18 protein-coding genes, 1 tRNA gene and 1 pseudogene are annotated in these 21720 nt (G+C 69.9%); 9 read left to right on the top strand and 11 right to left on the bottom strand.

Annotated features, from left to right (window positions below):
* Positions 1-146, top strand: a pseudogene (locus tag QH470_RS30535) (IS481 family transposase); the annotation flags it as partial.
* Here QH470_RS30535 and QH470_RS30530 read toward each other — a convergent pair.
* On the bottom strand, positions 129-548 hold the full coding sequence (locus QH470_RS30530) for a DUF998 domain-containing protein (protein ID WP_280275832.1): 420 nt from the start codon (positions 546-548) through the stop codon (positions 129-131). The pseudogene QH470_RS30535 and the gene QH470_RS30530 overlap by 18 nt on opposite strands.
* Positions 549-632: 84 nt before the next feature.
* Here QH470_RS30530 and QH470_RS30525 point away from each other — a divergent pair, with 84 nt between their 5' ends.
* Both QH470_RS30525 and QH470_RS30520 read left to right on the top strand, forming a co-directional pair.
* Positions 633-878 carry a hypothetical protein gene (locus QH470_RS30525; RefSeq protein ID WP_280275831.1) on the top strand — a complete coding sequence of 82 codons (246 nt, stop codon included), beginning with the start codon at positions 633-635 and terminating at the stop codon, positions 876-878.
* Between the two features lie 32 nt (positions 879-910).
* A complete protein-coding gene (locus tag QH470_RS30520; RefSeq protein WP_280275830.1) occupies positions 911-1174 on the top strand; it encodes a hypothetical protein in 264 nt (87 codons plus the stop codon).
* A 348-nt stretch (positions 1175-1522) separates the two neighbouring features.
* Here the strand turns inward: QH470_RS30520 and QH470_RS30515 are convergent.
* Positions 1523-1604 (bottom strand) — tRNA-Leu (locus QH470_RS30515).
* Positions 1605-1989: 385 nt separating this feature from the next.
* On the opposite strand from QH470_RS30515, the gene QH470_RS30510 reads away from it, so the two are divergent.
* Together QH470_RS30510 and acpS are read left to right on the top strand one after the other, a co-directional pair.
* Positions 1990-11307, top strand: a complete 9318-nt coding sequence (locus tag QH470_RS30510) for a type I polyketide synthase (RefSeq protein WP_280275829.1) — start codon at positions 1990-1992, stop codon at positions 11305-11307.
* A 247-nt stretch (positions 11308-11554) separates the two neighbouring features.
* On the top strand, positions 11555-11977 hold the full coding sequence (gene acpS / locus QH470_RS30505) for a holo-ACP synthase AcpS (RefSeq protein ID WP_187684751.1): 423 nt from the start codon (positions 11555-11557) through the stop codon (positions 11975-11977).
* Positions 11978-11988: 11 nt separating this feature from the next.
* Here the strand turns inward: acpS and QH470_RS30500 are convergent, their stop codons facing one another.
* On the bottom strand, positions 11989-12615 hold the full coding sequence (locus QH470_RS30500; protein ID WP_400183004.1) for a TetR/AcrR family transcriptional regulator: 627 nt from the start codon (positions 12613-12615) through the stop codon (positions 11989-11991).
* 248 nt (positions 12616-12863) lie between these two features.
* On the opposite strand from QH470_RS30500, the gene QH470_RS30495 reads away from it, so the two are divergent.
* A complete protein-coding gene (locus QH470_RS30495) occupies positions 12864-14120 on the top strand; it encodes a DUF7159 family protein (RefSeq protein ID WP_280275827.1) in 1257 nt (418 codons plus the stop codon).
* 53 nt (positions 14121-14173) lie between these two features.
* On the opposite strand, the gene bcp is transcribed toward QH470_RS30495, so the two are convergent.
* Complete coding sequence (bcp, locus tag QH470_RS30490; RefSeq protein ID WP_280275826.1) at positions 14174-14644, bottom strand: thioredoxin-dependent thiol peroxidase; 471 nt, start codon at positions 14642-14644, stop codon at positions 14174-14176.
* Positions 14645-14753: 109 nt separating this feature from the next.
* Here bcp and QH470_RS30485 point away from each other — a divergent pair, with 109 nt between their 5' ends.
* Entirely contained in the window at positions 14754-14978 is a 225-nt protein-coding gene (locus tag QH470_RS30485) for a DUF3618 domain-containing protein (protein ID WP_280275825.1), read from the top strand.
* 79 nt (positions 14979-15057) lie between these two features.
* On the opposite strand, the gene QH470_RS30480 is transcribed toward QH470_RS30485, so the two are convergent.
* Entirely contained in the window at positions 15058-15372 is a 315-nt protein-coding gene (locus QH470_RS30480) for an excalibur calcium-binding domain-containing protein (protein WP_280275824.1), read from the bottom strand.
* Positions 15373-15502: 130 nt separating this feature from the next.
* Positions 15503-16480, bottom strand: coding sequence for a pirin family protein (locus QH470_RS30475; protein WP_280275823.1), 978 nt, complete (start codon positions 16478-16480; stop codon positions 15503-15505).
* Positions 16481-16538: 58 nt separating this feature from the next.
* Between QH470_RS30475 and QH470_RS30470 the strand changes: the two genes are divergently transcribed.
* On the top strand, positions 16539-17006 hold the full coding sequence (locus QH470_RS30470) for a MarR family winged helix-turn-helix transcriptional regulator (RefSeq protein WP_280275822.1): 468 nt from the start codon (positions 16539-16541) through the stop codon (positions 17004-17006).
* A 25-nt stretch (positions 17007-17031) separates the two neighbouring features.
* Here the strand turns inward: QH470_RS30470 and QH470_RS30465 are convergent, their stop codons facing one another.
* From QH470_RS30465 to QH470_RS30455, 3 genes are read right to left on the bottom strand one after another with little or no spacing between them, the layout of a single operon-like run.
* Entirely contained in the window at positions 17032-18072 is a 1041-nt protein-coding gene (locus tag QH470_RS30465; RefSeq protein WP_280275821.1) for a crotonase/enoyl-CoA hydratase family protein, read from the bottom strand.
* Between the two features lie 33 nt (positions 18073-18105).
* Complete coding sequence (locus QH470_RS30460) at positions 18106-18438, bottom strand: hypothetical protein (RefSeq protein ID WP_280275820.1); 333 nt, start codon at positions 18436-18438, stop codon at positions 18106-18108.
* 43 nt (positions 18439-18481) lie between these two features.
* On the bottom strand, positions 18482-18940 hold the full coding sequence (locus QH470_RS30455) for a MarR family winged helix-turn-helix transcriptional regulator (RefSeq protein WP_280275819.1): 459 nt from the start codon (positions 18938-18940) through the stop codon (positions 18482-18484).
* An 80-nt stretch (positions 18941-19020) separates the two neighbouring features.
* Here QH470_RS30455 and QH470_RS30450 point away from each other — a divergent pair, with 80 nt between their 5' ends.
* The gene (locus QH470_RS30450; protein ID WP_280275818.1) at positions 19021-19395 is read left to right on the top strand and encodes a cupin domain-containing protein; all 375 of its coding nucleotides are present in this window, start codon (positions 19021-19023) and stop codon (positions 19393-19395) included.
* Between the two features lie 13 nt (positions 19396-19408).
* Here the strand turns inward: QH470_RS30450 and QH470_RS30445 are convergent, their stop codons facing one another.
* Positions 19409-20092 (bottom strand): TetR/AcrR family transcriptional regulator, encoded by a 684-nt coding sequence (locus tag QH470_RS30445; protein WP_280275817.1) that lies wholly within the window; start codon positions 20090-20092, stop codon positions 19409-19411.
* Positions 20093-20175: 83 nt separating this feature from the next.
* A complete protein-coding gene (gene proS / locus QH470_RS30440) occupies positions 20176-21615 on the bottom strand; it encodes a proline--tRNA ligase (RefSeq protein WP_280275816.1) in 1440 nt (479 codons plus the stop codon).
* Positions 21616-21720: the final 105 nt, after the last annotated feature.

Below are 21720 nucleotides of genomic sequence, written 5' to 3'. Positions count from 1 at the left end.
ACGCCCGCCCCTACCGGTCCGAGACAGAGCGCCGCGCTGCGTTCACCGACTGGCTACACACCTACAATCACCACCGCGGCCACACCGCACTCGACGGACACCCACCAGCCAGCCGCATTCCCAACCTCTCAGGTCAGTACAGCTAGGCCGTGCACGACGATGCCGTTGTCGGAGGGGACCACGCCGGTGGCCGCGGTGCTCAGGCCGATGACGACGGCGAGGGCGACGATCCACCATTGGCGGTGCCCGTGCGGAAGATAGTCGCGGAATCCGATCGCGCCGACGATGGTCAGCAGCCCGAGCGCCACGAAGGCGGCGTTCATGAGCAGGTGCAGTGGTGAGCACATGTTGGGCGTACATGCGGTGATGCCGAGATCGCTGATGGTGTCGTGGCGGAAGCTGTAGTCGCTCTTCCAGAAGAACGCGGTGACGAACTCGACGACCAGGTACGCGAATCCCAGGGTCCATGCGATTCCCGCGATCGTGTGCCGCGGGCGGCGGGTTGTCCGTCTTGCGATGTCGTTGTCGTGCCACAGCCGTTCGCCCATTTGTCCGAGTGTAGACCTACAGTGTTGACATTGGGTGCTCGTCGGCGTGTACTGGAAGGACTTCAATAGAACCGAGAGCTCGACATGCTCGTCATCATCGCCCTGATCATCGGAATCCTCATCGGCGCTGTCGTCGTCGGAGTCATCGCCATGGCCGCCATGAACGGCCGAGTGCCGGGTGGCGGCGGCCGCGGTCACAGTTTCGCCGCGCGACAGCTGTTGCGCCGGTCGCATCCGGAGGACAACGCCGCGAGCCGCGACCTCAACGAAAACGCCGGCGGCTCACGGCACATCCGCACCAACCCGAGCTGGCGAGATCGGCTCGAATAACCACCACAACTCAATACAACGGAGCGACAACGATGAGAAATCTCGCAGCCAACGGCCGGAGAATGCGGACAGGCCGCCGATCCAGGACGACCAGCCTTGTGATGATCCTGGTGTTCGTGTGGCTGATGGCCGGTGTCATCGCCGGCGCGCAACGCGACTACTACAACACCGCCCCGACCAACTGCGCGGGCGCCGGAACCATCGCGGTCACCATTATCGCCGGACCACTCAACTACCTCGGCATGAACCCGAGGATCGAGGATTGCAACGTCAACGTACCGCAACCCAGTCGGTAACCGGGCCATCGACGGGGTTTCGCCGAACTCAGCTTGCTTTGTGGTCGAGGAGGGCGGTGATTTCGCGGACGGCGTTGGCGACGGTGGGGGAGTCGTTGCGCAGGATTTTGCCGTGGTCGCTGGCGACTCTGGCGCTGATTTTCAGGTTCGGGTTGCGGGGCCAAGGTAGGGGCCGTCGACGCCGACGATGTCGAGGGCTCGGTCGGGGTGGCGGTCGGCCCAGTGGACGGCGAGTAGTGCGCCTGCCAATTCCGGCACGCAGCACTCCAACAGCACCTACGCCGCAGCCAGATATGACGAGCGCTCGAACACGCGGCACGCAGGTCCGGCAGGGTTGCCGGGAATCTGTGCGCGAGAGGGGACTTGAACCCCTACGTCCTAGGACACTGGAACCTAAATCCAGCGCGTCTGCCAATTCCGCCACTCGCGCGTGATGGTACGACCGTCCAAACTCTACCGGGCTTGACCGCCATCATGAAGTTCCCCCGGGGCGTTTCGTACCCACGAGTAACACGACCTGCGATTATAACAATCGAGTAACGGGCAATGTGAGGGACCCTCAACTTTCCTACGGCGGTGTAACCGGCTCCACCAGCGGGTTCAAACATGAGGGAGGGTCATGTTTGGCGGTGTTCTTGTACGGACGTACCGAAATACTGGGCGGTAGCGGCCGTGACCGGACGGCAAACGTGAGGATTTCCTCATGATTTATGCGATCCTCGGATTTCATCAGGTCCTCAGGGGCGAGGGACACCTGCGCATGGACAGCGGCCCCCACGAGGGACCGGCCGCCACGAGTAAGGAAGTCGAACGTCTTGACGATCAACGAGAGCACCGAGACCGGATCGAACGCCAAGATTGTTGGGGGAGCTTCGGATACGGCGATCAAGTCGTCACTGCTGGATCGGCTGCTGGCCGGGGAGACGTACGCGCTGGCCTTCGGGGGGCAGGGCGCGCAATGGCTGGGCGAGCTGGAGGAGATCGGGCGCGACAGCGCGCTGGAGCCGGAACTGACCGCCCTGGTGAACGAGGCCGCGGCCGCGCTGGAGCCGGTGGCGGCGCAGCTGCTGGTGGTGCGGCCCGTCGGCTTCGACCCGATCGGGTGGATGCTGGAGGACGACCTCGCCGACCTCGATCAGGGCGAGGTGTCGGCCGCGCCGTCGGAGCAGGTGCTGCGGTCGGCCGCGGTCTCCATGCCGGGCGTGTTCCTGGCGCAGGCGGCGGCGCTGCGCGCGCTGCGGCTGCAGGGGCTGGACCCGGCCGAGCACGCGCCGGTCGCGGTGGTCGGGCACTCGCAGGGCCTGCTCGCCGCCAAGGCCGCCGAGTCGCACGGCGCGCGCGACGCCGAACTGCTCGCCCTGGCCCAATTGATCGGCGCCGCCGCGACTCTGGTGGCGCGCCGTCGCGGATTGATTCCCGTGGGCGCGAAGTCGCCGATGGTCGCGGTGTCCAATGTCGACCCGGACCAGCTGCGGGCCGTGGTGGCCGAGGTCTCGCAGGGCGTGGACCCGAATATCGCCGCGGTGGTGTCGATTCGCAATGGACGGCGGCGAGTGGTGCTGTCGGGCACCGTGTCTCAGCTGGACCGGGTGCGGCAGCGCTGCGCGCAGATCCATGACGAGCAGACCCGCGACCGCGACGCCAAGAAGCGTGGCGGCGCCGTGTTCGCGCCGGTGTTCGAGGATGTCGAGGTCGAGGTGGCGTTCCACCACCCGGCGCTGGCGGACACCGTCGAGCTGGTTACTGCGTGGGCCGAGCAGTGCGACATCGACACCGCGCTGGCCGCGGAGCTGACGCGCGCGATCCTGGTCGACCCGGTGGACTGGGTGGAGATCGTCGACGGGGTGGTTTCGGCTGCCGCGCACTGGATCCTGGATCTGGGCCCGGGCGACCTGCTCACCCGTCTGACCCAGGGCTCGCTGAAGGGCACCGGCGTCGGCGCCGTTCCGGTCGCGACTCGTCCGGGGCAGCGCGCCCTGTTCACGCCGGGCGCCGCGCCCGAGGTGCCCCCGGCGTGGTCGGCGTTCGCGCCCGAGCCGATTCGCCTGCCCAACGGCCGCGTTGTGGTCGAGACGTCCTTCACCCGGCTTACCGGCCGTTCGCCGATCCTGCTGGCGGGCATGACCCCGACCACGGTCGACGCGAAAATCGTTGCGGCCGCGGCCAATGCGGGCCACTGGGCCGAACTCGCCGGTGGCGGCCAGGTGACCGAGCAGATCTTCACCGACCGGGTGGCCGAACTGCAGACATTGCTGCACCCTGGCCGCGCGGTGCAGTTCAACTCGCTGTTCCTGGACCCTTACCTGTGGAAGCTGCAGCTGGGCGGCAAGCGGCTGGTGCAGCGGGCCCGGTCCGCGGGCGCACCGATCGACGGCGTGATCGTCACCGCGGGTATCCCGGAGCTCGACGAGGCCGTGGCGCTGATCGAGGAACTCTCCGAGGTCGGCATCACCCATGTCGCGTTCAAGCCCGGCACCGTCGCGCAGATCCGCGCGGTGCTGCGAATCGCGGACGCGGTCGGGGACTACCCGGTGATCATGCACATCGAGGGCGGCAAGGCCGGTGGCCACCACTCCTGGGAGGACCTCGACGACCTGCTGCTGGAGACCTACGCCGAGCTGCGCAATCGCGCCAACGTGGTGGTCTGTGTCGGCGGCGGCATCGGCACACCCGAGCGCTCCACCGAGTACCTCACCGGCGAATGGTCTGTGGCGCACGGCTATCCGGCCATGCCGCTGGACGGCGTCCTGGTCGGCACCGCCGCCATGGCGACGCTGGAGGCCACCACCGCTCCCGAGGTGAAGCAGCTGCTGGTCGATACCCCCGGCACCCCCGACTGGGTGGGCGCGGGTACGGCGGTCGGCGGAATGGCTTCGGGCCGTAGCCAATTGGGCGCCGACATCCACGAGATCGACAACTCGGCCTCGCGCACCGGACGACTGCTGGACGAGGTCGCCGGGGACGCCGACGCCGTCGCCGAGCGGCGCGCGGAGATCATCGAGGCGCTGAACAGCACGGCCAAGCCGTATTTCGGCGACGTCGCCACCATGACCTACCTGGAGTGGCTGGAGCGCTACGTCGAACTCGCGGTCGGACTGGACCGCCGCAAGGACTTCGACTGCGGCAGCGACCTGGGCGACGCCATCGCCGACGCCACCCGCTCGGTGTGGCTGGACATCACCTGGCGCGACCGGTTCGCGGAGATGATGCGCCGCACCGAATCTCGGCTGCACCCCGCCGACCGCGGCGAGATCCCGACGCTGTTCGGCGACGACGACGCGTTCGAGCAGCCGGTGCAGGCGATCTGCGCGCTGCGCGAGCAGTACCCGGCCAGCGCGAACACCGTGCTGCACCCGGCCGACGTGCCGTTCTTCGTCTCGCTGTGCAAGACCCCGGGCAAGCCGGTGAACTTCGTGCCCGTCGTCGACCAGGACGTGCGGCGCTGGTGGCGCTCGGATTCGCTGTGGCAGGCGCACGATCCGCGCTACGCCGCCGACCAGGTCTGCGTCATCCCGGGCACCGTGTCCGTCGCCGGTATCACCCGCGTCGACGAGCCGGTGGGCGAACTGCTGGACCGGTTCGAGCAGAACACCGCCTACGCGCTGATGCGTGACGGCGTGACGCCGAAGGCGGTCGACGGCCGCCGCCGCGTCGAGGTCGCCGCGGGCGCGCTCGACATCGTGCTCGCCGCACCGGATGTGCAGTGGGCCGGGCGCACCACGGTCAACCCGATCCACCGCCTCGGTGACCTGAGCGAGTGGACCATGAACGGCAAGGGCGCGAAGCACCCGCCGACCGGCGCGACGCTGAGCGCCACCGAGGGACCCACGAACGACCATGCGTACGTGGAGCTTTCGGTGCCGCTGCTGGGCCGCGACGCGGTGCGGATCCGCATCACCGTGCCCGCCTCGGTCTACAACGGCGGCGCGCCGGTCATCACCGAGGACGACGCCGAGGCCGCCATGTCGGCGCTGCTGGCGGTCGCCGCCGGGCAGTCGCTGCCGGAGGTCAAGTCCGCCGACGGCACGCACGTCGCGCATGTCAACACGGCCTGGACCCCGGATCTGATCGCCGACCACGCCGGTGTCACGGGCTCCGGACTGCCGCCGACCCTGAGCACCATCGGCCGCACCGTGCCGGACGTGCTGGTGGGCGCCTGCTGGCCCGCCGTCTTCGCGGTGCTCGGCGCCGGCCGCACCGAGGACGGCGCCGCCGTCATCGAGGGCATGCTGGATCTGGTGCACCTCGATCACCGGATCGAGCTGGTGGGTGAATTGCCCGACAGCGCAGCGGTTCTCAGCGTGCGCGCGGAGTCCGCGTCGGTGCTCGACACCGATCTGGGCCGCGTCGTGGAGGTGAATGTCACCGTCGGCGTGATGCGCGACCACGGTCTCGAGACCCCGACCGTGGCGAAGCTGGTGGAGCGCTTCGCGATTCGCGGCCGCACCGGCGGCGGTGAACTCACCGATCCGCCGCGTGCCGGAGGCGCCGTCTCCGACTCAGCCACCGACACCCCGCGGCGTCGCCGCCGCGATCTCACCATGGTCGCGCCGCGCGCCATGGCCGCGTTCGCCGCGGTCTCCGGCGACCACAACCCCATCCACACCAGCGACAACGCCGCCAAGCTGGCCGGGCTGGGCAGCCCGATCGTGCACGGCATGTGGCTGTCGGCCGCCGCGCAGCACGCGGTGTCGGCCGTGGACCCCGAATCCCCGGTTCCCGCACGGACTCTGACCGCGTGGACCACCCGCTTCCTGGGCATGGTGCGGCCGGGCGCCGAGATCGACGTGCGGGTCGAGCGGGTCGCCGTCGATGAGGGCAGCGAGATCATCGAGGTCTCCTGCCGCGCCGCCGGTGACCTGGTGATGACCGGCACCGGCCGGCTCGCCGCGCCCAAGACCGTGTACGCCTTCCCCGGTCAGGGCATCCAGTCCAAGGGGATGGGCCTGGATGCTCGCTCGCGTTCCAAGGCGGCCAAGGAGGTGTGGGACCGCGCCGACAAGCACACCCGCGAGGCGCTGGGCTTCTCCATCCTCGCCGTGGTGCGCGACAACCCGACCTACCTCAAGGCCCGCGGCGTGGAATACCGCCACCCGCAGGGCGTGCTGCACCTGACGCAGTTCACCCAGGTCGCGATGGCGACCCTGGGCGTCGCCCAGGTGGCGGAGCTGCGCGAGGCCGGGGCTTTCGTCGAGGGCGCGATGCTGGCCGGGCACTCGGTCGGTGAGTACAACGCGCTCGCCGCCGTCGCCGGGGTGCTGCCGCTGGAGGCCGTGCTCGAGGTGGTGTTCCAGCGCGGCTCTGCCATGCACGAGCTGGTGCCGCGGGATGCCCAGGGCCGCAGCGACTATCGGATGGCCGCCATCCGCCCGTCGCAGATCGGGCTGCCCGACGCCGAGGTCATCGACTTCGTCGCGGAAATCGGCGCTCGCGCCGGAGAATTCCTCGAGGTCGTCAACCTGAACCTGCGCGGCTCGCAGTACGCGATCGCCGGCACGGTCAAGGGCCTCGAGGAGCTGGAGGCCGAGATCGAGCGCCGCCGTGCGGAATTCGGCGGCAAGCGGGCCTTCGTGCTGGTGCCCGGCATCGACGTGCCGTTCCATTCGACCGTGCTGCGCAAGGGCGTGCCGGAGTTCCGGCAGAAGCTCGAGGACCTGCTGCCGGAGAATCTGCACCCCGAAATCCTTGCGGGACGCTACATTCCGAACCTGGTGCCGCGGCCGTTCTCGCTGGAGCGCGAGTTCCTCGCCGAGATCGCCGATCTGGTGCCCTCCGAGCCGCTGGCCCGGGTGCTGGCCGACTGGGACGACTGGTCCGCGCGCCCGACCGAGCTGTGCCGGGTGGTGCTGATCGAGCTGCTGGCCTGGCAGTTCGCCAGCCCGGTGCGCTGGATCGAGACCCAGGACCTGCTGTTCGGCGACCCGGCCGAGGGCGGGCTCGGGGTGGAGCGCTTCGTCGAGATCGGTCTGGCCGCCACGCCGACCGTGGCGAACCTGGCCACCAACACGTTGAAGCTGCCGCAGTTCGCCACCGCCAAGGTCGAGGTGCTCAATATCGAGCGCGAGGCCGGCGTGGTGTACTCCACCGACACCGACCCGGCGCCCGTGGAGGAGCCGGAAGAGGTTGTGGCCGAACAGGCTCCGGCCGCTGCCGCCGCTCCGGCCGCCGCGGCTCCCGCTCCGGTCGCTGCCTCCGGTGGCCCGCGTCCCGACGACATCCCGTTCACTGCCGCCGACGCGACCCGCGTGCTGATCGCCCTGTGGACCAAGCTGCGCCTGGACCAGATCGGGCCGGTGGACACCATCGAGAGCCTGTGCGACGGCGTCTCCTCGCGGCGCAACCAGCTGCTGGTCGACCTCGGCTCGGAGCTGTCGCTGGGCGCCATCGACGGCGCCGCCGACGCCGACATGGGCGCCCTCGCGGCGACCGTGGAGCGGCTGGCCCGCACCTACAAGCCGTTCGGCTCGGTGCTCTCCGACGCCGTCGGCGACCACCTGCGCAAGGTGTTCGGCCCCTCCGGCAAGCGCCCGGCGGCCATCGCCGACCGCGTGAAGAAGGTCTGGGAACTCGGTGACGGCTGGGCCCACCACGTCACCGCCGAGGTCTCGCTGGGCACCCGCGAGGGCGCCAGCGTACGCGGTGGCGACCTGGGCGGCCTGGTCTCCGGCGCGCTCGGCGACGCCGCCGCGGTGGATGCCGCGATCGACGCCGCCGTGCAGTCGGTGGCGGCCCGGCGCGGGGTGAGCGTCTCGCTGCCCGCCGCCGGTGGCGGCGGCGGCGCGACCGTCGACGCCGCCGCGCTGGGTGAGTTCACCGAGCAGATCACCGGCCGCGACGGCGTGCTGGCCACCGCCGCCCGCGTCGTGCTGGAGCAGCTGGGCCTCGCGGAGCAGGTGTCCGCGCCGGAGGCATCCGACGACTCGCTGGTCGACCTGGTGTCCGCCGAACTCGGTTCGGACTGGCCGCGGCTGGTCGCCCCCGCCTTCGACGGCCGCAAGGCGGTACTGATCGACGACCGCTGGGCCACCGCACGCGAGGATCTCGCGCGCCTGTGGCTCGGCGACGACGCCGACCTCGGCGAGCTGCCGGTCGACACCTTCGTCGGCGCGGGCGAAACCGTTGCGGCGCAGGCGAACTGGTGGCGGCAGCGGGCGATGTCGGAGGCGCGCTCGGTGCTCGCCGGCGTCTACGAGCGGATCGCCGAGGCGGCCCTGGACGCCGACGAGGCCGGAGCCTGGTCCTCGGATATCGCCGTGATCACCGGTGCGAGTAGGGGTTCCATCGCGGCCGCGGCCGCCGGACGTCTGCTCGGTGGCGGCGCGACGGTCATCGTCACCACCTCCAAGCTCGATGATTACCGGCTCGGGTTCTACAAGCGGCTCTACCGCGAGAACGCCCGGCACGGCGCCGCGCTGTGGGTGGTGCCCGCCAACATGGCGTCCTACGCCGACATCGACGCGCTGATCGACTGGGTCGGTAACGAGCAGACCGACAATGCCGGTGGCGCAAAGGTTCTCGTCAAGCCCGCGATGACGCCGACGCTGCTGCTGCCGTTCGCGGCCCCGCGGGTGGCGGGCGACCTGGCCGACGCCGGCGCCCGCGCGGAGATGGAGATGCGGGTGCTGCTGTGGTCGGTGGAGCGCCTCATCGGCGGTCTGTCCGGCCTCGGCGCCGACCACGACGTGGACGCGAAACTGCATGTGGTGCTGCCGGGTTCGCCCAACCGCGGCATCTTCGGCGGTGACGGCGCGTACGGCGAGTCGAAGGCCGCGCTGGACGCCGTGGTCGCCAAGTGGCGGGTCGAGAAGTCGTGGTCGCAGCGGGTCACCCTGGTGCACGCGCTGATCGGCTGGGTGCGCGGCACCGGGCTGATGGGCCACAACGATCCGCTGGTCGCGGCGGTCGAGCGGGCCGGTGTGCAGACCTGGTCGACGACGGAGATCGCCGACGAGCTGCTGAAGTGGTGCACCAGCCGGGCCCGCGTGGTCACCACGTCCGGACCGCAGCAGATCGACCTGACCGGCGGCCTGGCCCGCGCCAAGCTCGACCTGCCCGCGCTGGCCAAGGAGGCGGAGAACGCCGAAACCGACGCTGCCGCAGTCGAACTCGAGGCCGCCGAGCGCACCATCGCCGCCCTGCCCACCCCGCCGACGCTGACCTCGGCGCTGCCGGTGCCCGAATGGGGTCCGGTGACAGCCGATCTCGCCGACATGGTGGTCATCGTCGGCGCCGGTGAACTCGGCCCGTACGGCTCGGCCCGCACCCGCTTCGAGATGGAGGTCTCCGACGAGCTGTCGGCGGCCGGCGTGCTGGAGCTGGCGTGGACCACCGGCCTGGTGACCTGGGAGAACGAGCCCAAGCCGGGCTGGTACGACACCGAATCCGGTGAGTACGTGGACGAGTCGGAGGTGGCCGAGCGCTACCACGACACGGTCGTGGAACGTTGCGGCGTGCGCCGCTACGGCGACGACGGCGCCATGATCGACAACACCTCGCCGCTGCTCACCTCGGTGTTCCTGGACAAGGACCTGTCGTTCGTGGTCACCAGCGAGGCCGAGGCGCGCGCCTTCCAGGCCGCCGACCCCGAGCACACGGTCGTCGCGCCGGTGCCGGATTCCGGCGACTGGCAGGTGACTCGCCAGGCGGGCACCGAGATCCGCGTCCCGCGCAAGGCGAAGCTGTCGCGCACCGTGGGCGGCCAGATCCCGCAGGGCTGGGACCCGACCAAGTGGGGCATCTCGCCGGATATGGCGAGTTCGGTGGACCGGGTGGCGCTGTGGAACATCGTCTGCACCGTGGACGCGTTCCTGTCCGCCGGGTTCAGCCCCGCGGAGTTGATGAGCTGGGTGCACCCCTCGCTGGTGGCCAACACCCAGGGCACCGGCATGGGCGGCATGTCCTCCATGCGGTCGCTGTACATCGACAACCTGCTGGGCGAGCCGCGCGCCAACGACATCCTGCAGGAAGCGCTGCCGAATGTCGCTCTGGCACACGTGGTTCAGTCCTACATCGGCAGCTACGGCGGGATGATCCACCCGGTCGCGGCGTGCGCGACCGCGGCCGTGTCGGTCGAGGAGGGCGTGGACAAGATCCGCCTCGGCAAGGCCGATGTCGTGGTCGCCGGTGGGTACGACGATCTCGGCATCGAGGGCATCGTCGGCTTCGGCGACATGTCGGCCACTGCGGATTCGGCCGCGATGAGCGCCAAGGGCATCAGCGACCGCTACTTCTCCCGGGCCAACGACCGCCGCCGCGGCGGGTTCGTCGAATCTCAGGGCGGCGGAACGGTGTTGCTGGCTCGCGGCGACATCGCGCTGGAGGCCGGGCTGCCGGTGCTGGGCGTGGTGGCCTACGCGCAGTCGTTCGCCGACGGCGTGCACACCTCGATTCCGGCTCCCGGACTCGGTGCGCTGGGCGCGGGCCGGGGCGGCGCTCAGTCGCGACTGGCGGCCGAACTGCGGAAGCTGGGCGTCGGGCCGGACGACATCGCGGTGCTGTCCAAGCACGACACCTCCACGGCCGCAAACGATCCCAACGAGTCGGAGCTGCACGAGCGGCTCGCGGGCGCGCTGGGCCGGTCCGAGGGCAATCCGCTGTTCGTGATCTCGCAGAAGTCGCTCACCGGCCACGCCAAGGGCGGCGCGGCGGCCTTCCAGCTGATCGGGCTCTGCCAGGTGCTGGAGCAGGGCGTGATCCCGCCGAACCGCAGCCTGGACTGTGTCGACGAAAAGATGCAGGAGTACCCGCACCTGGTGTGGGTGCGGGAGCCGCTGCGCTTCGGAGATCGGTTCGCGCTCAAGGCCGGTCTGGTCACCTCGCTCGGCTTCGGCCACGTGTCCGGGCTGCTGGCGGTCGTGCACCCGCAGGCGTTCGTCCAGGCCATCGACCCGCAGCGGCGCGAGGAGTACCTGCGCCGGGCCGAGGAGCGGCAGCTGGCGGGACGGCAGCGGTTCGTCGAGGCCATGTGCGGCGGCGCCCCGCTGTACGAGCGCCCCGCCGATCGCCGGCTGGGCGCGGACGGCACTCCGTCCGGGCAGATCCGGCAGCTGGAGGCCGACATGCTGCTCTCGCCCCAGGCTCGCCTGGCGCAGGACGGCACCTACGTCGCCGACGGCGGGCCCGCCTGCCGTTGATGGTGAACTGACGGAAACCGCTGCCGCGCAGGCATATTCGCGGCAGCGGTTTCGTCACTTCGCCCGGAGACGGAAATCCCCGCGGTTCCGTCTCTCGTTGTCCCCGGGGAACGGCTGCCGCGCTGGTATGTTGCAGCCGAATCGGTGATCGCTCGTCACGAGCGGCGGTCGTCGTGTTCGAGTTCATTGAACGAACGGCGGTGACGCGGTCGCCGCGGTGCACAGACGGTTGAGGAGCTGCGACGCTGTGACCATCTTGGGGATCGGGCTGGACCTGGTGACCATTTCCGAGTTCGCCGAACAGTTGAAGCGGGCCGGAACCACCATGCTCCGGGAGAGCTTCACCGCGGGGGAGCGCCGCTACTGCGAGAGCAAGGGCACCGACCCCGCGCGCAGCTACGCGGCCCGCTGGGCGGCGAAGGAAGCGGTGCTGAAGGCTTGGGCCTCATCGCGTTTCGCCCGCAGCCCCCAGATCGGCGACAACCCGTACCCCCTCATCGAGGTGGTCAACGACGCCTGGGGCCGCCCCAGCATCAAACTGCACGGCCTCGCCGCCGAATTCCTCCCCCGAGTCCGAGTCCACCTCTCCCTCACCCACGACGGCGACACCGCCGCCGCCATGGTCGTCCTGGAAGACCCGGGCGAACTGGCAGACCTCATCAACTCCTGAGCGGTCCCGATCTACTCGTCGCGTTGGCCGCCCGTGCGGGATTCCTTTTCCGCCACCAGTAGATACGCGACCATGAGGCGCTTGAGTTCGGCTACGGCGGCTTCGTGGCTGAGGCCGTCCTGGACGGAGAAGTTCATCATCGAGTAGACGACGTGGACCAGGACCTGGGCCATCATGGAGCGGCGGGCGCGGGGGGTGCGGGGCATCAGGGGGCGCAGCATCTGCTGCACGGCCTCGGCGAACTCCTTTTCGTGGATGGCGCCGGTGGCCCGGGTGGAGGGGGTGGACTGCATGGCCAGCCAGACCTCGCGGCGGGACGGGTCGGTCATCCACAGGTCGGCCAGGTGGTCGACGAGCTTGTTCATGTGGCGCAGCCAGTCCATCGAGGGGATCTCGCCGTGGAAGTCGGCCAGCTCCTGCGATACGGCGACCAGGTCCTGCCGGTTGAGTTCGCACACGATGACGTATTTGTTGGCGAAGAACTGGTACAGCGTCCCGATCGGGACCTCGGCGCGTGCCGCGACCTCTTCGCAGGTGAACGATTCGAACCCGACCTCCACCAGCAGCTCCCGCGAGGCCTGCAGGAGGGCGTCGAACTTGCGCTTGCTGCGTTCCTGCGTGGGCCGGCGCCGGGGCATGAGTTCCCGCGGGTCGTCTTGCAACTCCAACGCGGGGTCCGCACGTCGGTTCGACCTCGTTGCCGTGCGCGCTTCCACCACGTCACCAGGCTAGCGGTAGCGACACGCTGATGACACGCGGCGGCACCGACTGAGTCCGGTTTGGTTGCCGTTCATAACCCATCCGTACCAGATGTGGTGACGAACACATAACCGAGTGAGCGTCCATCGACCAGGCGGAAGGCTGATCAGTAGTGGCTCGATTAGTGGTGACATTCGGCGTTTCCACCGAGCGCGGCGCCGTGCAGGCGGTGGCGCTCCGCAGCGGCCCGGACAGTTTGCCGGAGCGAATCCTGCACCATCGCACCCAGCGCATCCGCGGCGACGGCAAGCACGACCTGGCCCACGCGGTCGAAACGGCGCTGGAGGATCTGGACGCCGAACTCGGCGCCGACTACGAGGCCGCCGGTGCGGCGGTCACCTACCGCGACGCGGCCGAGCGCCGCGCGATCGTCACCGGTCTGGCCTCGAGCCCGTGGCGCACGGCGTCGCTGGTGTCCGCCAAGTCCGCGCATCTGGCCCTGGCCCGCGCCATGACCTGGGTCGACGGCTTCGATCACCTGGTCATCTGCGAGGTGGTACCCGGCTATCAAGGCTTCTCGCTGATCTCCCCGGGCCGCGACCGGGTGGTGGCGGGCCTGACGGCGGCGGGCGGCGCGGTCACCCGCGAGACGATGCGGCCCGCGGTCACCGCCGCGTGGGACCAGTTCGAGGCGGCCGGTGTCGACCCCGACGCGGTGGTACTGATCGGCTCCGCAGCCGGCGATGCCGCCGTCGCGTCGGCGCTGGGCACCGGCTTCGGCGCGTCGATCGTGCCGTGCAAGGTGGCCGCGGCCGGGTCGGCGATCGGCGCCGCGCTGGTGGCGCAGCCGGAGTTGTCCGACACGGCGGAGAGCGGCCCCCGCGCCCGGGTGTCCCGCGGCGCCACGGCGGTGTTCGCGGCGGCGAGCGTGCTGGCGGGCGGGCTGGTCGTCGGCGGCGCCTACCACGCGACAGGCAAGTCGCGCACCGACTCCGAGCTGACCGATGCCCGCATAGCGGCCCAGACACACCGCACGGTCCCGAGCGCGCATCCCATGCAGCGGCGGGATGCCCTGCGCGGGAGCGACGAATCCGCCGGCTCGGAGCCCGATCCCGAGATCATCACCGTCGACCCGGCCGCCGTGAACTGGCGACCATGCGATTCCGACCGGCTCGGGATACGCCAATTCGATTCCGAGCCCGCCGATTCCGAGGTCTCGGAGGGACAGCCGCTCCTGCATCACTCCGATGCGGAGCCGGCGGCCATGGGCTCGTCCTCGGTGATTCCGGCGCCCACCGTCCAGGTCGGCGCACCCAACGGCTCGCTGCTGTTCCCGGGCGAGACCGCGCCGCCCCAGTTCGGCACCGAGGAATTCGGAAAGTGGTGGGACAACCACTGGCGCATGATGGTCCAGTGGGCGGCCCAGCTGATGCCGCGCGTATGAACAGCGAAACGGCCCGGGGCAGCACGTCCCGGGCCGTCGTCGTTCCGGCCGGTCTACACCGAAAGATCGCGGCGGAGCTTCGCCACGTGCCCGGTGGCGCGCACGTTGTACTGGGCCAGGGCGATCTTGCCGTCCTCGTCGACCAGGAAGGTGGAGCGGAGCACGCCGGTGATCTTCTTGCCGTACATCGTCTTCTCGCCGAACGCGCCCCAGGCCTCGAGCACCTCGCGGTCGGGGTCGGAGAGCAGCGGGAAGGTGAGCTTCTCGTTGTCGCGGAACTTGGCCAGCTTGGCCGGCTTGTCGGGGGAGATGCCGATGACGTCGATGCCCGCGCCGCCGAGTTCGGCCAGGTTGTCGCGGAAGTCGCAGGCCTGCTTGGTGCACCCCGGCGTGCTGGCGGCGGGGTAGAAGTAGACGATCACCTTCCGGCCGCGGTAGTCGGCGAGGGACACCTCCTTGCCGTCGGCGTCGGGAAGGGTGAATTCCGGCGCGGTATCGCCGGGACTGAGTCGGTTCTCGGTCATGTCCAAGCACGGTAATCGACGGCGGTGACAACGGCGACGACTTCCCCGCGCCGGATAGACTCGTCCCCTAGCGACGCACGACCGACGACGAATATTTCAGGAGACACTTGTGGCGAAGGAAACCGAGGGCATCGAGCGGGAGATCGAAGCCGCGCGCAATCGGCTCGCGAACACACTCGACGAACTCGCGGTGCGGGCGGACCCGCAGCGGATCGCCGACAACACCAAACACGCCGTGGTCGCGAAGGTCAACGAACCGAAGGTGAAGTACAGCCTGATCGGTGCGGGCGCGCTGGTGCTGCTGCTGGTGCTGGTGAAGGTCTTCCGGCGCTGAGCCCGGACACACGACACCCGGTGTGGCAGCGTGCCACACCGGGTGTCGTCGTTGACGCGAGTGCCGCTCTGGGAGCCGTTCAGACGGTCGGGCAGGCCATTCCGGTGCCGTCGGGGTCCAGGTGCGGGGAGTAGCCGGGCTCGCCGCGGAACAGCGGCGCGCGACCCGCGGCGCGGGCCTCGTCGCAGTTCTTGAATGTGCCACCGGCCGAACCGGTCTGGGCGAGTCCCGCGGATCCGGTGGCGCCGATGGCATCGTCGATGCCGGAGGAGCCGGTTCCGGCCGAGCCGGAGGGTACGAAACCCTCGGCCGAGGCCGAGGTGGAGAGGGTGATCGGGGCCGCGAGGGTGATCAGTCCCGCGCCGGCGGTCACGATTAGCCTGCGAACGTTCATGTATTCCTCGATGTCTGATGGGTCGTCTGAGACGGGGCCGGTCGGCACTCCCCGCGGGGCCGGGCCGGGATCCGCGGAGTCTACTGTTCTGATGGCTCGGCCAGTTGTCAACTGGGCGGCCGAGAGCCGCTTACTCGCCCAGCCGTCGCCCGGTCACGTGCTCCGCCGGAATGTGCCCCATCCGGCCCGCCTCGAAATCCTCGATGGCCTCGATGATTTCGCTGCGCGAGTTCATCACGAACGGACCGTATTGCACCACGGGCTCGCGGATCGGCGCCCCGCCGAGCAGCAGGACCTCCAGATCCCCGGACGGGGTGTGCTGGTCGGCGTCGGCGGTCAGGGTGAGCGCGTCGCCGTGCCCGAACACAGCGAGCTGTCCCTCGGTGAGCGGGCGGCTCTCCGCACCGGCCGTGCCGCTGCCGCCCAGCACGTACGCCATCGCCGAGAACTCTTGCGGCCAGGGCGTTTCCAGGCGCCCGCCGGGGCTGAGGGAGGCGTGCGCGTACGCGATCGGGGTGTGAGTGGCACCGGGGCCCGCGAAGCCGCCGATCTCGCCCGCGATGACCCGCACCAGCGCGCCGCCGTCGTGCGAACTGACCAGCGTCAGCTCGCTCGCGCGCAGATCCTGATAGCGCGGTGGGGCCATCTTCTGCGCCCGCGGCAGGTTCACCCAGAGCTGGATGCCGTGGAAGACGCCGCCGGAGATCACCAGTTCCTCGGCGGGTAGTTCGTCGTGCAGGATGCCGGAGCCGGCCGTCATCCACTGGGTGTCGCCCTCGCTGATGACACCGCCGCCGCCGTTCGAGTCGTGGTGCACCATCGTGCCGTCGAGCATGTAGGTGACGGTCTCGAAGCCGCGATGCGGATGCCAGGGCGCACCCTTGGCCTCATAGGGCTCGTAGGCGACCGGGCCCATCTGATCCAGCAGGATGAACGGGTCGGCCTGGCGCAGTTCCGCGCTCGGGAACGGGCGGCGCACCTCGAAACCGGCGCCCTCGCGCTGGCGGTGTGCCGTGCTGATGCCGCGGACCGGCCGCTGCCGCGCGGTGCCGTCCGGTCGGGGCAGCCGCGGCAGTACCAGAATGTTGTCGACGGTGATGGCGGGCATCGGGACCTCCTCGGCGGGTTGGTGTCCATGTCAACCAAACGCCGGTTAGGATCATTCCATGGTGCGATGGCTCGGCGACGCGGAACAGGCGACATGGTCCGCGTACATCCGGATGCGGCAGCGCCTGGACGCGGCGATGGCGGCCGGGCTGGCCCGCGACGGCCTGTCGATGTCCGACTACGAGATCCTGGTGGCGCTGTCGGCGGCCCCCGGCGGCTGTCTGCGGGCCAAGGAACTGGCCGCCGAGATCTGCTGGGACAAGAGCCGCCTGTCGAAGCATCTGGGCCGGATGGACAATCGCGGCCTGGTATCGCGCACCCCGGCCGCCGACGACGCGCGCGGCGTCCTGGTGCGGCTGACCGAGGCGGGCCGCCGAGCCCTCGAAAAAGCCGCCCCCCATCACGTCGAGCTGGTGCGGCGGCTGTTCATCGACGACATGACCGAGGACGAGGCGAAGGCGGTCCGCTCCCTGGCCGAGAAGGTCGTGCGCGAGGCCGAGCACAGCACGGATATCGATCTCGGCTGACCAGGGTCGTCCGGTGGCGCGGAGTCTATTCGCCTGCGCTCGAACCCTTCTCGAACTGCGCCCGCTTCCAGTCGCCGAACGGCTCGTCCCGCTCGCGCACGGCCTCGCGGAAGCCCACTGTCGCCGAACGCAATTGGAAGGCGTAGCCCTCGCGGGTGTGCCGGGAGATGCCGTCGAAGACCGTGCTGACCATGCCCGAGTTCGTCACGCCCTGCGCCAGCAGCGCGCTGTTGAGTGCCAGCTTCGCCATGATCAGCTGATTGATCGGGACGCGTGAGATCCGTTGCAGCAGTTGCTCGGTACGCTCGTCGAGTTCCGCGGCCGGACAGGACTCGACCGCCAGGCCCCACTCGACGGCCTGCTTGCCCGTCAGGCAGTCGCCGGTGAACAGGAGTCGCTTGGCGCGCTGATCGCCGAGCCGATGCGCCCACATGCCCGCGGCGGGAATGCCCCAGACCCGGGTGGGCGGATAGCCGATCTTGGTGTCGTCGGCGCAGATGATCTGGTCGGCGAACAGGGCGATGTCGGTTCCGCCGGCGATGGCGAAGCCGTGCAGTTTGGCGACGACCGGCTTGTTCGCGTGCAGCAGGCTGGCGAAGCCGCGGTTGAACCGGCTCATCATCTGATAGTCGACCATGGGATCCCAAGTGCCCCAGGGGTTGTGGTTGCGGGCCTGCACGGCGGGGTCGAGCACGGTGCCGGTGGTGGGCTGGGCCGCGCCGGTGGGGGAGAACCCGCCCTCGGCGAAGATCGACAGGTCGTAACCGCCGCAGAAGCCCTTGCCGCGGCCGGATACCACCATGACGTGCACGCGCGGATCCAGATCCGCGCGCTCGACCGCGTGAGCCAGCTCGATCGGGGTGTCGGCGGTGATCGCGTTGCCCTGCTCGGGCCGGTCGAAGGTGATTCGCGCGATGCGGCCGGTCACCTCGTAGGTCAGCGTGCGGTAGGCGATATCGGCGTCCGGCGCGGGGAGGCCGGTGTACGGCGAATCGTCGCCGCTGGTCGCGTCGTCGCGCCAGGCCGCGGGGCGGGTGCCGGAATGGTGCTCGTAGTCGGGTGCCACATCAAGGAGTGAACCCCTGTTCATTTCTTGATGTCAAGGCCCCGGCTCGGGTGCGGTCCACGGCTTCACGGGCGGCTTCACCCACAGGATCTTCTCGTCGCGGTGTGCGCGCCGCGCCGCGGGATGCTCGGGGTGGCGGGCGGCCCAGTCGTCCTTCTCGTCGAGCAGGCGCGCGACCATGGCCCAGGTCTCGTCGGTGCCGGGCGGATTGGTGTCGGCGGCGCGGGCGAGTTTGCGCCGGGTCGCCGCGGGCAGGGCGAGCAGGTCGGCGCCGGTGATGCCGCGCTGCCAGAGGTAGGCGGCGAGGCGGCGCGCCTTGTCGGCGCGGCCCTTGGCGGCGTGGTCGGTGTGTGCGTAGTCGGGCATGGCGGACTCGTATCGCGGGGACGGTGGCGTCGATCCTAGTCGCTCACCATGCCGAGGGCCGGACCCTGCCCGGCGCCACCACCCGCGCCAGCGCGTCGCGCAGGCCGGCGGTCCGCTCCCTGCCGAGTGCGGCTTCCCATCGCGCGGTGAATTCGGCGGCCGCGGCGTCGGCGGCCCGGGTCGCCGCCCACCCGCGCGCGGTGAGGGTGATGAGCCGGGAGCGGGCGTCGCGCGGATGCGGATTGCGTTGCGCGTAGCCCTTGTTCACCAATTCCTCGACCAATTGACTCGCGGCCTGTTTGGTGACGCCGAGGTGTTCGGCGATCTCGCCGGCCGTCGCGCCGTCGGGCGCCATGCGGGCGAAGGCGAAACCGTGAGTGGGACGCACATCGTCGAATCCGGCCGCGGCCACCGCGGCGTGCACGGCGTCGGTGACCTCCGCGGCGGCCGCGAGCAGCAGCATGGGCAGATCCTGGGCGGGTGCGGCGGCTCGGGTCGGCATGGTTGCATCTTGGCACTTGACAGATAGGTCAAGCAGCTTGACTATATAGTCAAGAAAGTTGACTAAAGAGGAGTTGTCCGATGCCTGTCGTCCGTGCCGCCGAGGCCGATGTCCACGAAATGCACAACGCCCGCTTCATTTCCTACGCCCGGCCCGGCACCGGCAGCACCGAGCTGTGCGTCTGGCAGCTCGAGGTGGCCGCCGGCACGGCCGGGGAGCCGCATCGCGTGCTGCGCGAGGAGGTGTTCGTGGTGCTGGCGGGCGAGATCGTGCTCGCGATCGATGATGCGGCAGAACGGTTGTCGGCCGGTGACGCCGCCGTCGTCCCGGCCGGCGCTCGCATCCGGGTCGACAATCTCGGCGAGTCGCCGGCCGTGCTGATGGTGAGTGTGCCGGTCGGCTTCTCCGGTGAACTCGCCGACGGGAGCCGGTTCACCCCGCCCTGGGTGAGCTGAACCGCCGCCGGGTTCAGGCGACCCCGGCGCCGATCAGCGTGCCGATCTCGGCACAGATATCGTCCAGTGTGAGAGGCGATTCCGGGTCGTGCCGGGCGAGTTCCTGGGCCAGCGAGTTCACCGCGCCCATCACCGAGATCGCGAACAGCCCGTAGTGCCCCCCCCCCCCCCCCCCCCCCCGCCCCCCCGCGGGCCCCCCCGGCGCCCGCCCGGGGCGGGGCCACACCGCGCGTTCGGCCTCACCCTGCAACAGCGCGCCGATCCGCTTGCGCCACTCGGCCCGCCACCGCTCCACGGCATCGCTGACCCCGACCACCTCGATGTAACACACCCGCGCCGAACCAGGTGTGCGGCAGGTGATCTGGAGATACGCGCGAACCCCGCGGGCGATTCGCTCGGCCAGGGGCAGTTCGGCCGCGGCGTCGATCTCGGCCAGCCCGGCGGCGACCGCGCGGCCGATGAGGTCGTCCGCCAGGGCGATCAGCAGCTGCTCACGGCTGCTCATTTCCTCGTAGAAGCTGCGCGTGGAAATGCTTGCCGCGGAACACAACTGCTCGATGCTGGTGGCCGAATACCCCTGGGTTCCGAATAATTCGAGCGCGGCCTGCAACAGTCGTTCCCGTCGTTGTCCGGCCCGCTCTTCGGCGGTGCGACCGCCGTAGTGGCGCCTGGCCCGGGCGCCCTGCTTCGTAGCCACTGCCGCGACGTTACTCGAGCGCGTCAGATCTGGTCAACCTGTGATGCAGACCACCTATGTCACCAGGTCGCGCGGCATCTGTCTCAGTAGGCCCGGCCGAAGATCACCCGTTTACCGTAAGTGGACGGCGCGCCGCAGCGGACGCAGGCGCCCGTCGCCGGTTCGCCGTCCAGCGGGATGCATCGCGGGGTGGCGGCGGTGCCGGACTTGATGTCGTCCTCGCAAGCGGGTGTGCCGCAATGCAGCGCCAGGGCCCAGCCGGTCGACACGGCGTCCGCGAAATCGTCCCAGCTGACGACTGTTCGGGTGTGGCTGTCGCGGAATTCGGTGGCGCGGGCGAGCAGGAAGGCCTGGAATTCTTCCAGGATGCCGGGCAGGACCTCCGGCAGAGTATCGATCGGCACGGCCTGTTTGCCCTCGCCGCCGAGCCGCCGCACCAGCATCGCCGTCCCGGCTTCCAGATCCCGGGGTCCCAGTTCGAGCCGGACCGGGACGCCGCGCATCTCCCACTCGTTGTACTTGAACCCGGGGCTCAGCTGCGGGCGGGCGTCGACGTGCGTACGCACCCCGGCGGCCCGCAGGCGGCGGGCCAGCTCGTCGGCCGCCTCCTCGACCGCGGTGTTGCCGCCGCGCGTGATCGGAACGATCACCGCCTGGTACGGCGCCAGTCGCGGCGGGAAGACCAGGCCCTTGTCGTCGCCGTGGGTCATCACGATGCCGCCGATCATGCGGGTGCTCATGCCCCAGGAGGTGGTGTGGCACAACTCGTCTCGACCGGCGTCGCTGGTGTATCGGATGTCGAAGGCCGTGGCGAAATTGGTGCCCATGTAGTGCGAGGTGCCCGCCTGCAGGGCGCGGCCGTCGCGCATCATGCCCTCGATGGTGAACGTCGACACCGCGCCCGCGAACCGTTCGCCCGGCGTCTTCTCGCCCGGAATCACCGGCATCGCGGCCAGATCGCGCGCCACCTCGTGATAGATGTCGAGCGCGAGCTTCGTCTCCCGGTGCGCGTCGGCCGCGTCGGCGTGTGCCGTGTGGCCCTCCTGCCACAGGAATTCGGTGGTACGCAGGAACATTCGCGGGCGCAGCTCCCACCGCACCACGTTCGACCACTGGTTCAGCAGCAGCGGCAGATCCCGGTGCGAGCTGATCCACTTGGCCATCATCTCGCCGATGATCGTCTCCGACGTCGGCCGCACCACCAGCGACTCTTCGAGATCCTTGCCGCCGGCGTGGGTGACCACCGCCAGTTCGGGCGAAAACCCTTCCACGTGTTCGGCTTCCCGGCTCAGGTAGCTCTCCGGGATCAGCAGCGGGAAGTAGGCGTTCTCGTGACCGGTCGCCTTGATCCGCCGATCCAGCTCGGCCTGCAACTGCTCCCACAACCGATACCCGTACGGTCGAATGACCATGGTGCCCTTGGCAGGTCCCCGGTCGACGAGTCCGGCCTTGAAGACCACCTCGTTGTACCAGGCAGCGAAGTCCTCACTCTGGGCGGTCACACCGCGCTCATCCCGTGCCATGCCCAGAGAGATTACTGGTCCGGGCCACGATCACCCGACCCCGCCCGATCCCACAACTCGCCCCGCCCCCAGGGCAGCAACAGCGAACTGGCCACCAAGATCACC

It is taken from the genome of Nocardia wallacei (assembly GCF_029868745.1).
Lineage (GTDB): Bacteria > Actinomycetota > Actinomycetes > Mycobacteriales > Mycobacteriaceae > Nocardia > Nocardia wallacei_B.
The sequence above is the reverse complement of the archived record's forward strand: the minus strand, read 5'-3'. Positions and strand labels throughout refer to the sequence as shown.

Excerpts from the sequence above, each read along its gene's own strand:
- bcp (WP_280275826.1), bottom strand. The coding sequence starts at position 14,644 with ATGACCGAGAACCGACTCAGTCCCGGCGATACCGCGCCGGAATTCACC.
- QH470_RS30460 (WP_280275820.1), bottom strand. The coding sequence starts at position 18,438 with ATGCCCGACTACGCACACACCGACCACGCCGCCAAGGGCCGCGCCGAC.
- QH470_RS30455 (WP_280275819.1), bottom strand. The coding sequence starts at position 18,940 with ATGCCGACCCGAGCCGCCGCACCCGCCCAGGATCTGCCCATGCTGCTG.
- QH470_RS30520 (WP_280275830.1), top strand. The coding sequence starts at position 911 with ATGAGAAATCTCGCAGCCAACGGCCGGAGAATGCGGACAGGCCGCCGA.
- QH470_RS30475 (WP_280275823.1), bottom strand. The coding sequence starts at position 16,480 with ATGCCCGCCATCACCGTCGACAACATTCTGGTACTGCCGCGGCTGCCC.
- proS (WP_280275816.1), bottom strand. The coding sequence starts at position 21,615 with ATGGCACGGGATGAGCGCGGTGTGACCGCCCAGAGTGAGGACTTCGCT.
- QH470_RS30530 (WP_280275832.1), bottom strand. The coding sequence starts at position 548 with ATGGGCGAACGGCTGTGGCACGACAACGACATCGCAAGACGGACAACC.
- QH470_RS30480 (WP_280275824.1), bottom strand. The coding sequence starts at position 15,372 with ATGAACGTTCGCAGGCTAATCGTGACCGCCGGCGCGGGACTGATCACC.
- QH470_RS30500 (WP_400183004.1), bottom strand. The coding sequence starts at position 12,615 with ATGCCCCGGCGCCGGCCCACGCAGGAACGCAGCAAGCGCAAGTTCGAC.
- QH470_RS30470 (WP_280275822.1), top strand. The coding sequence starts at position 16,539 with ATGGTGCGATGGCTCGGCGACGCGGAACAGGCGACATGGTCCGCGTAC.
- QH470_RS30525 (WP_280275831.1), top strand. The coding sequence starts at position 633 with ATGCTCGTCATCATCGCCCTGATCATCGGAATCCTCATCGGCGCTGTC.
- QH470_RS30450 (WP_280275818.1), top strand. The coding sequence starts at position 19,021 with ATGCCTGTCGTCCGTGCCGCCGAGGCCGATGTCCACGAAATGCACAAC.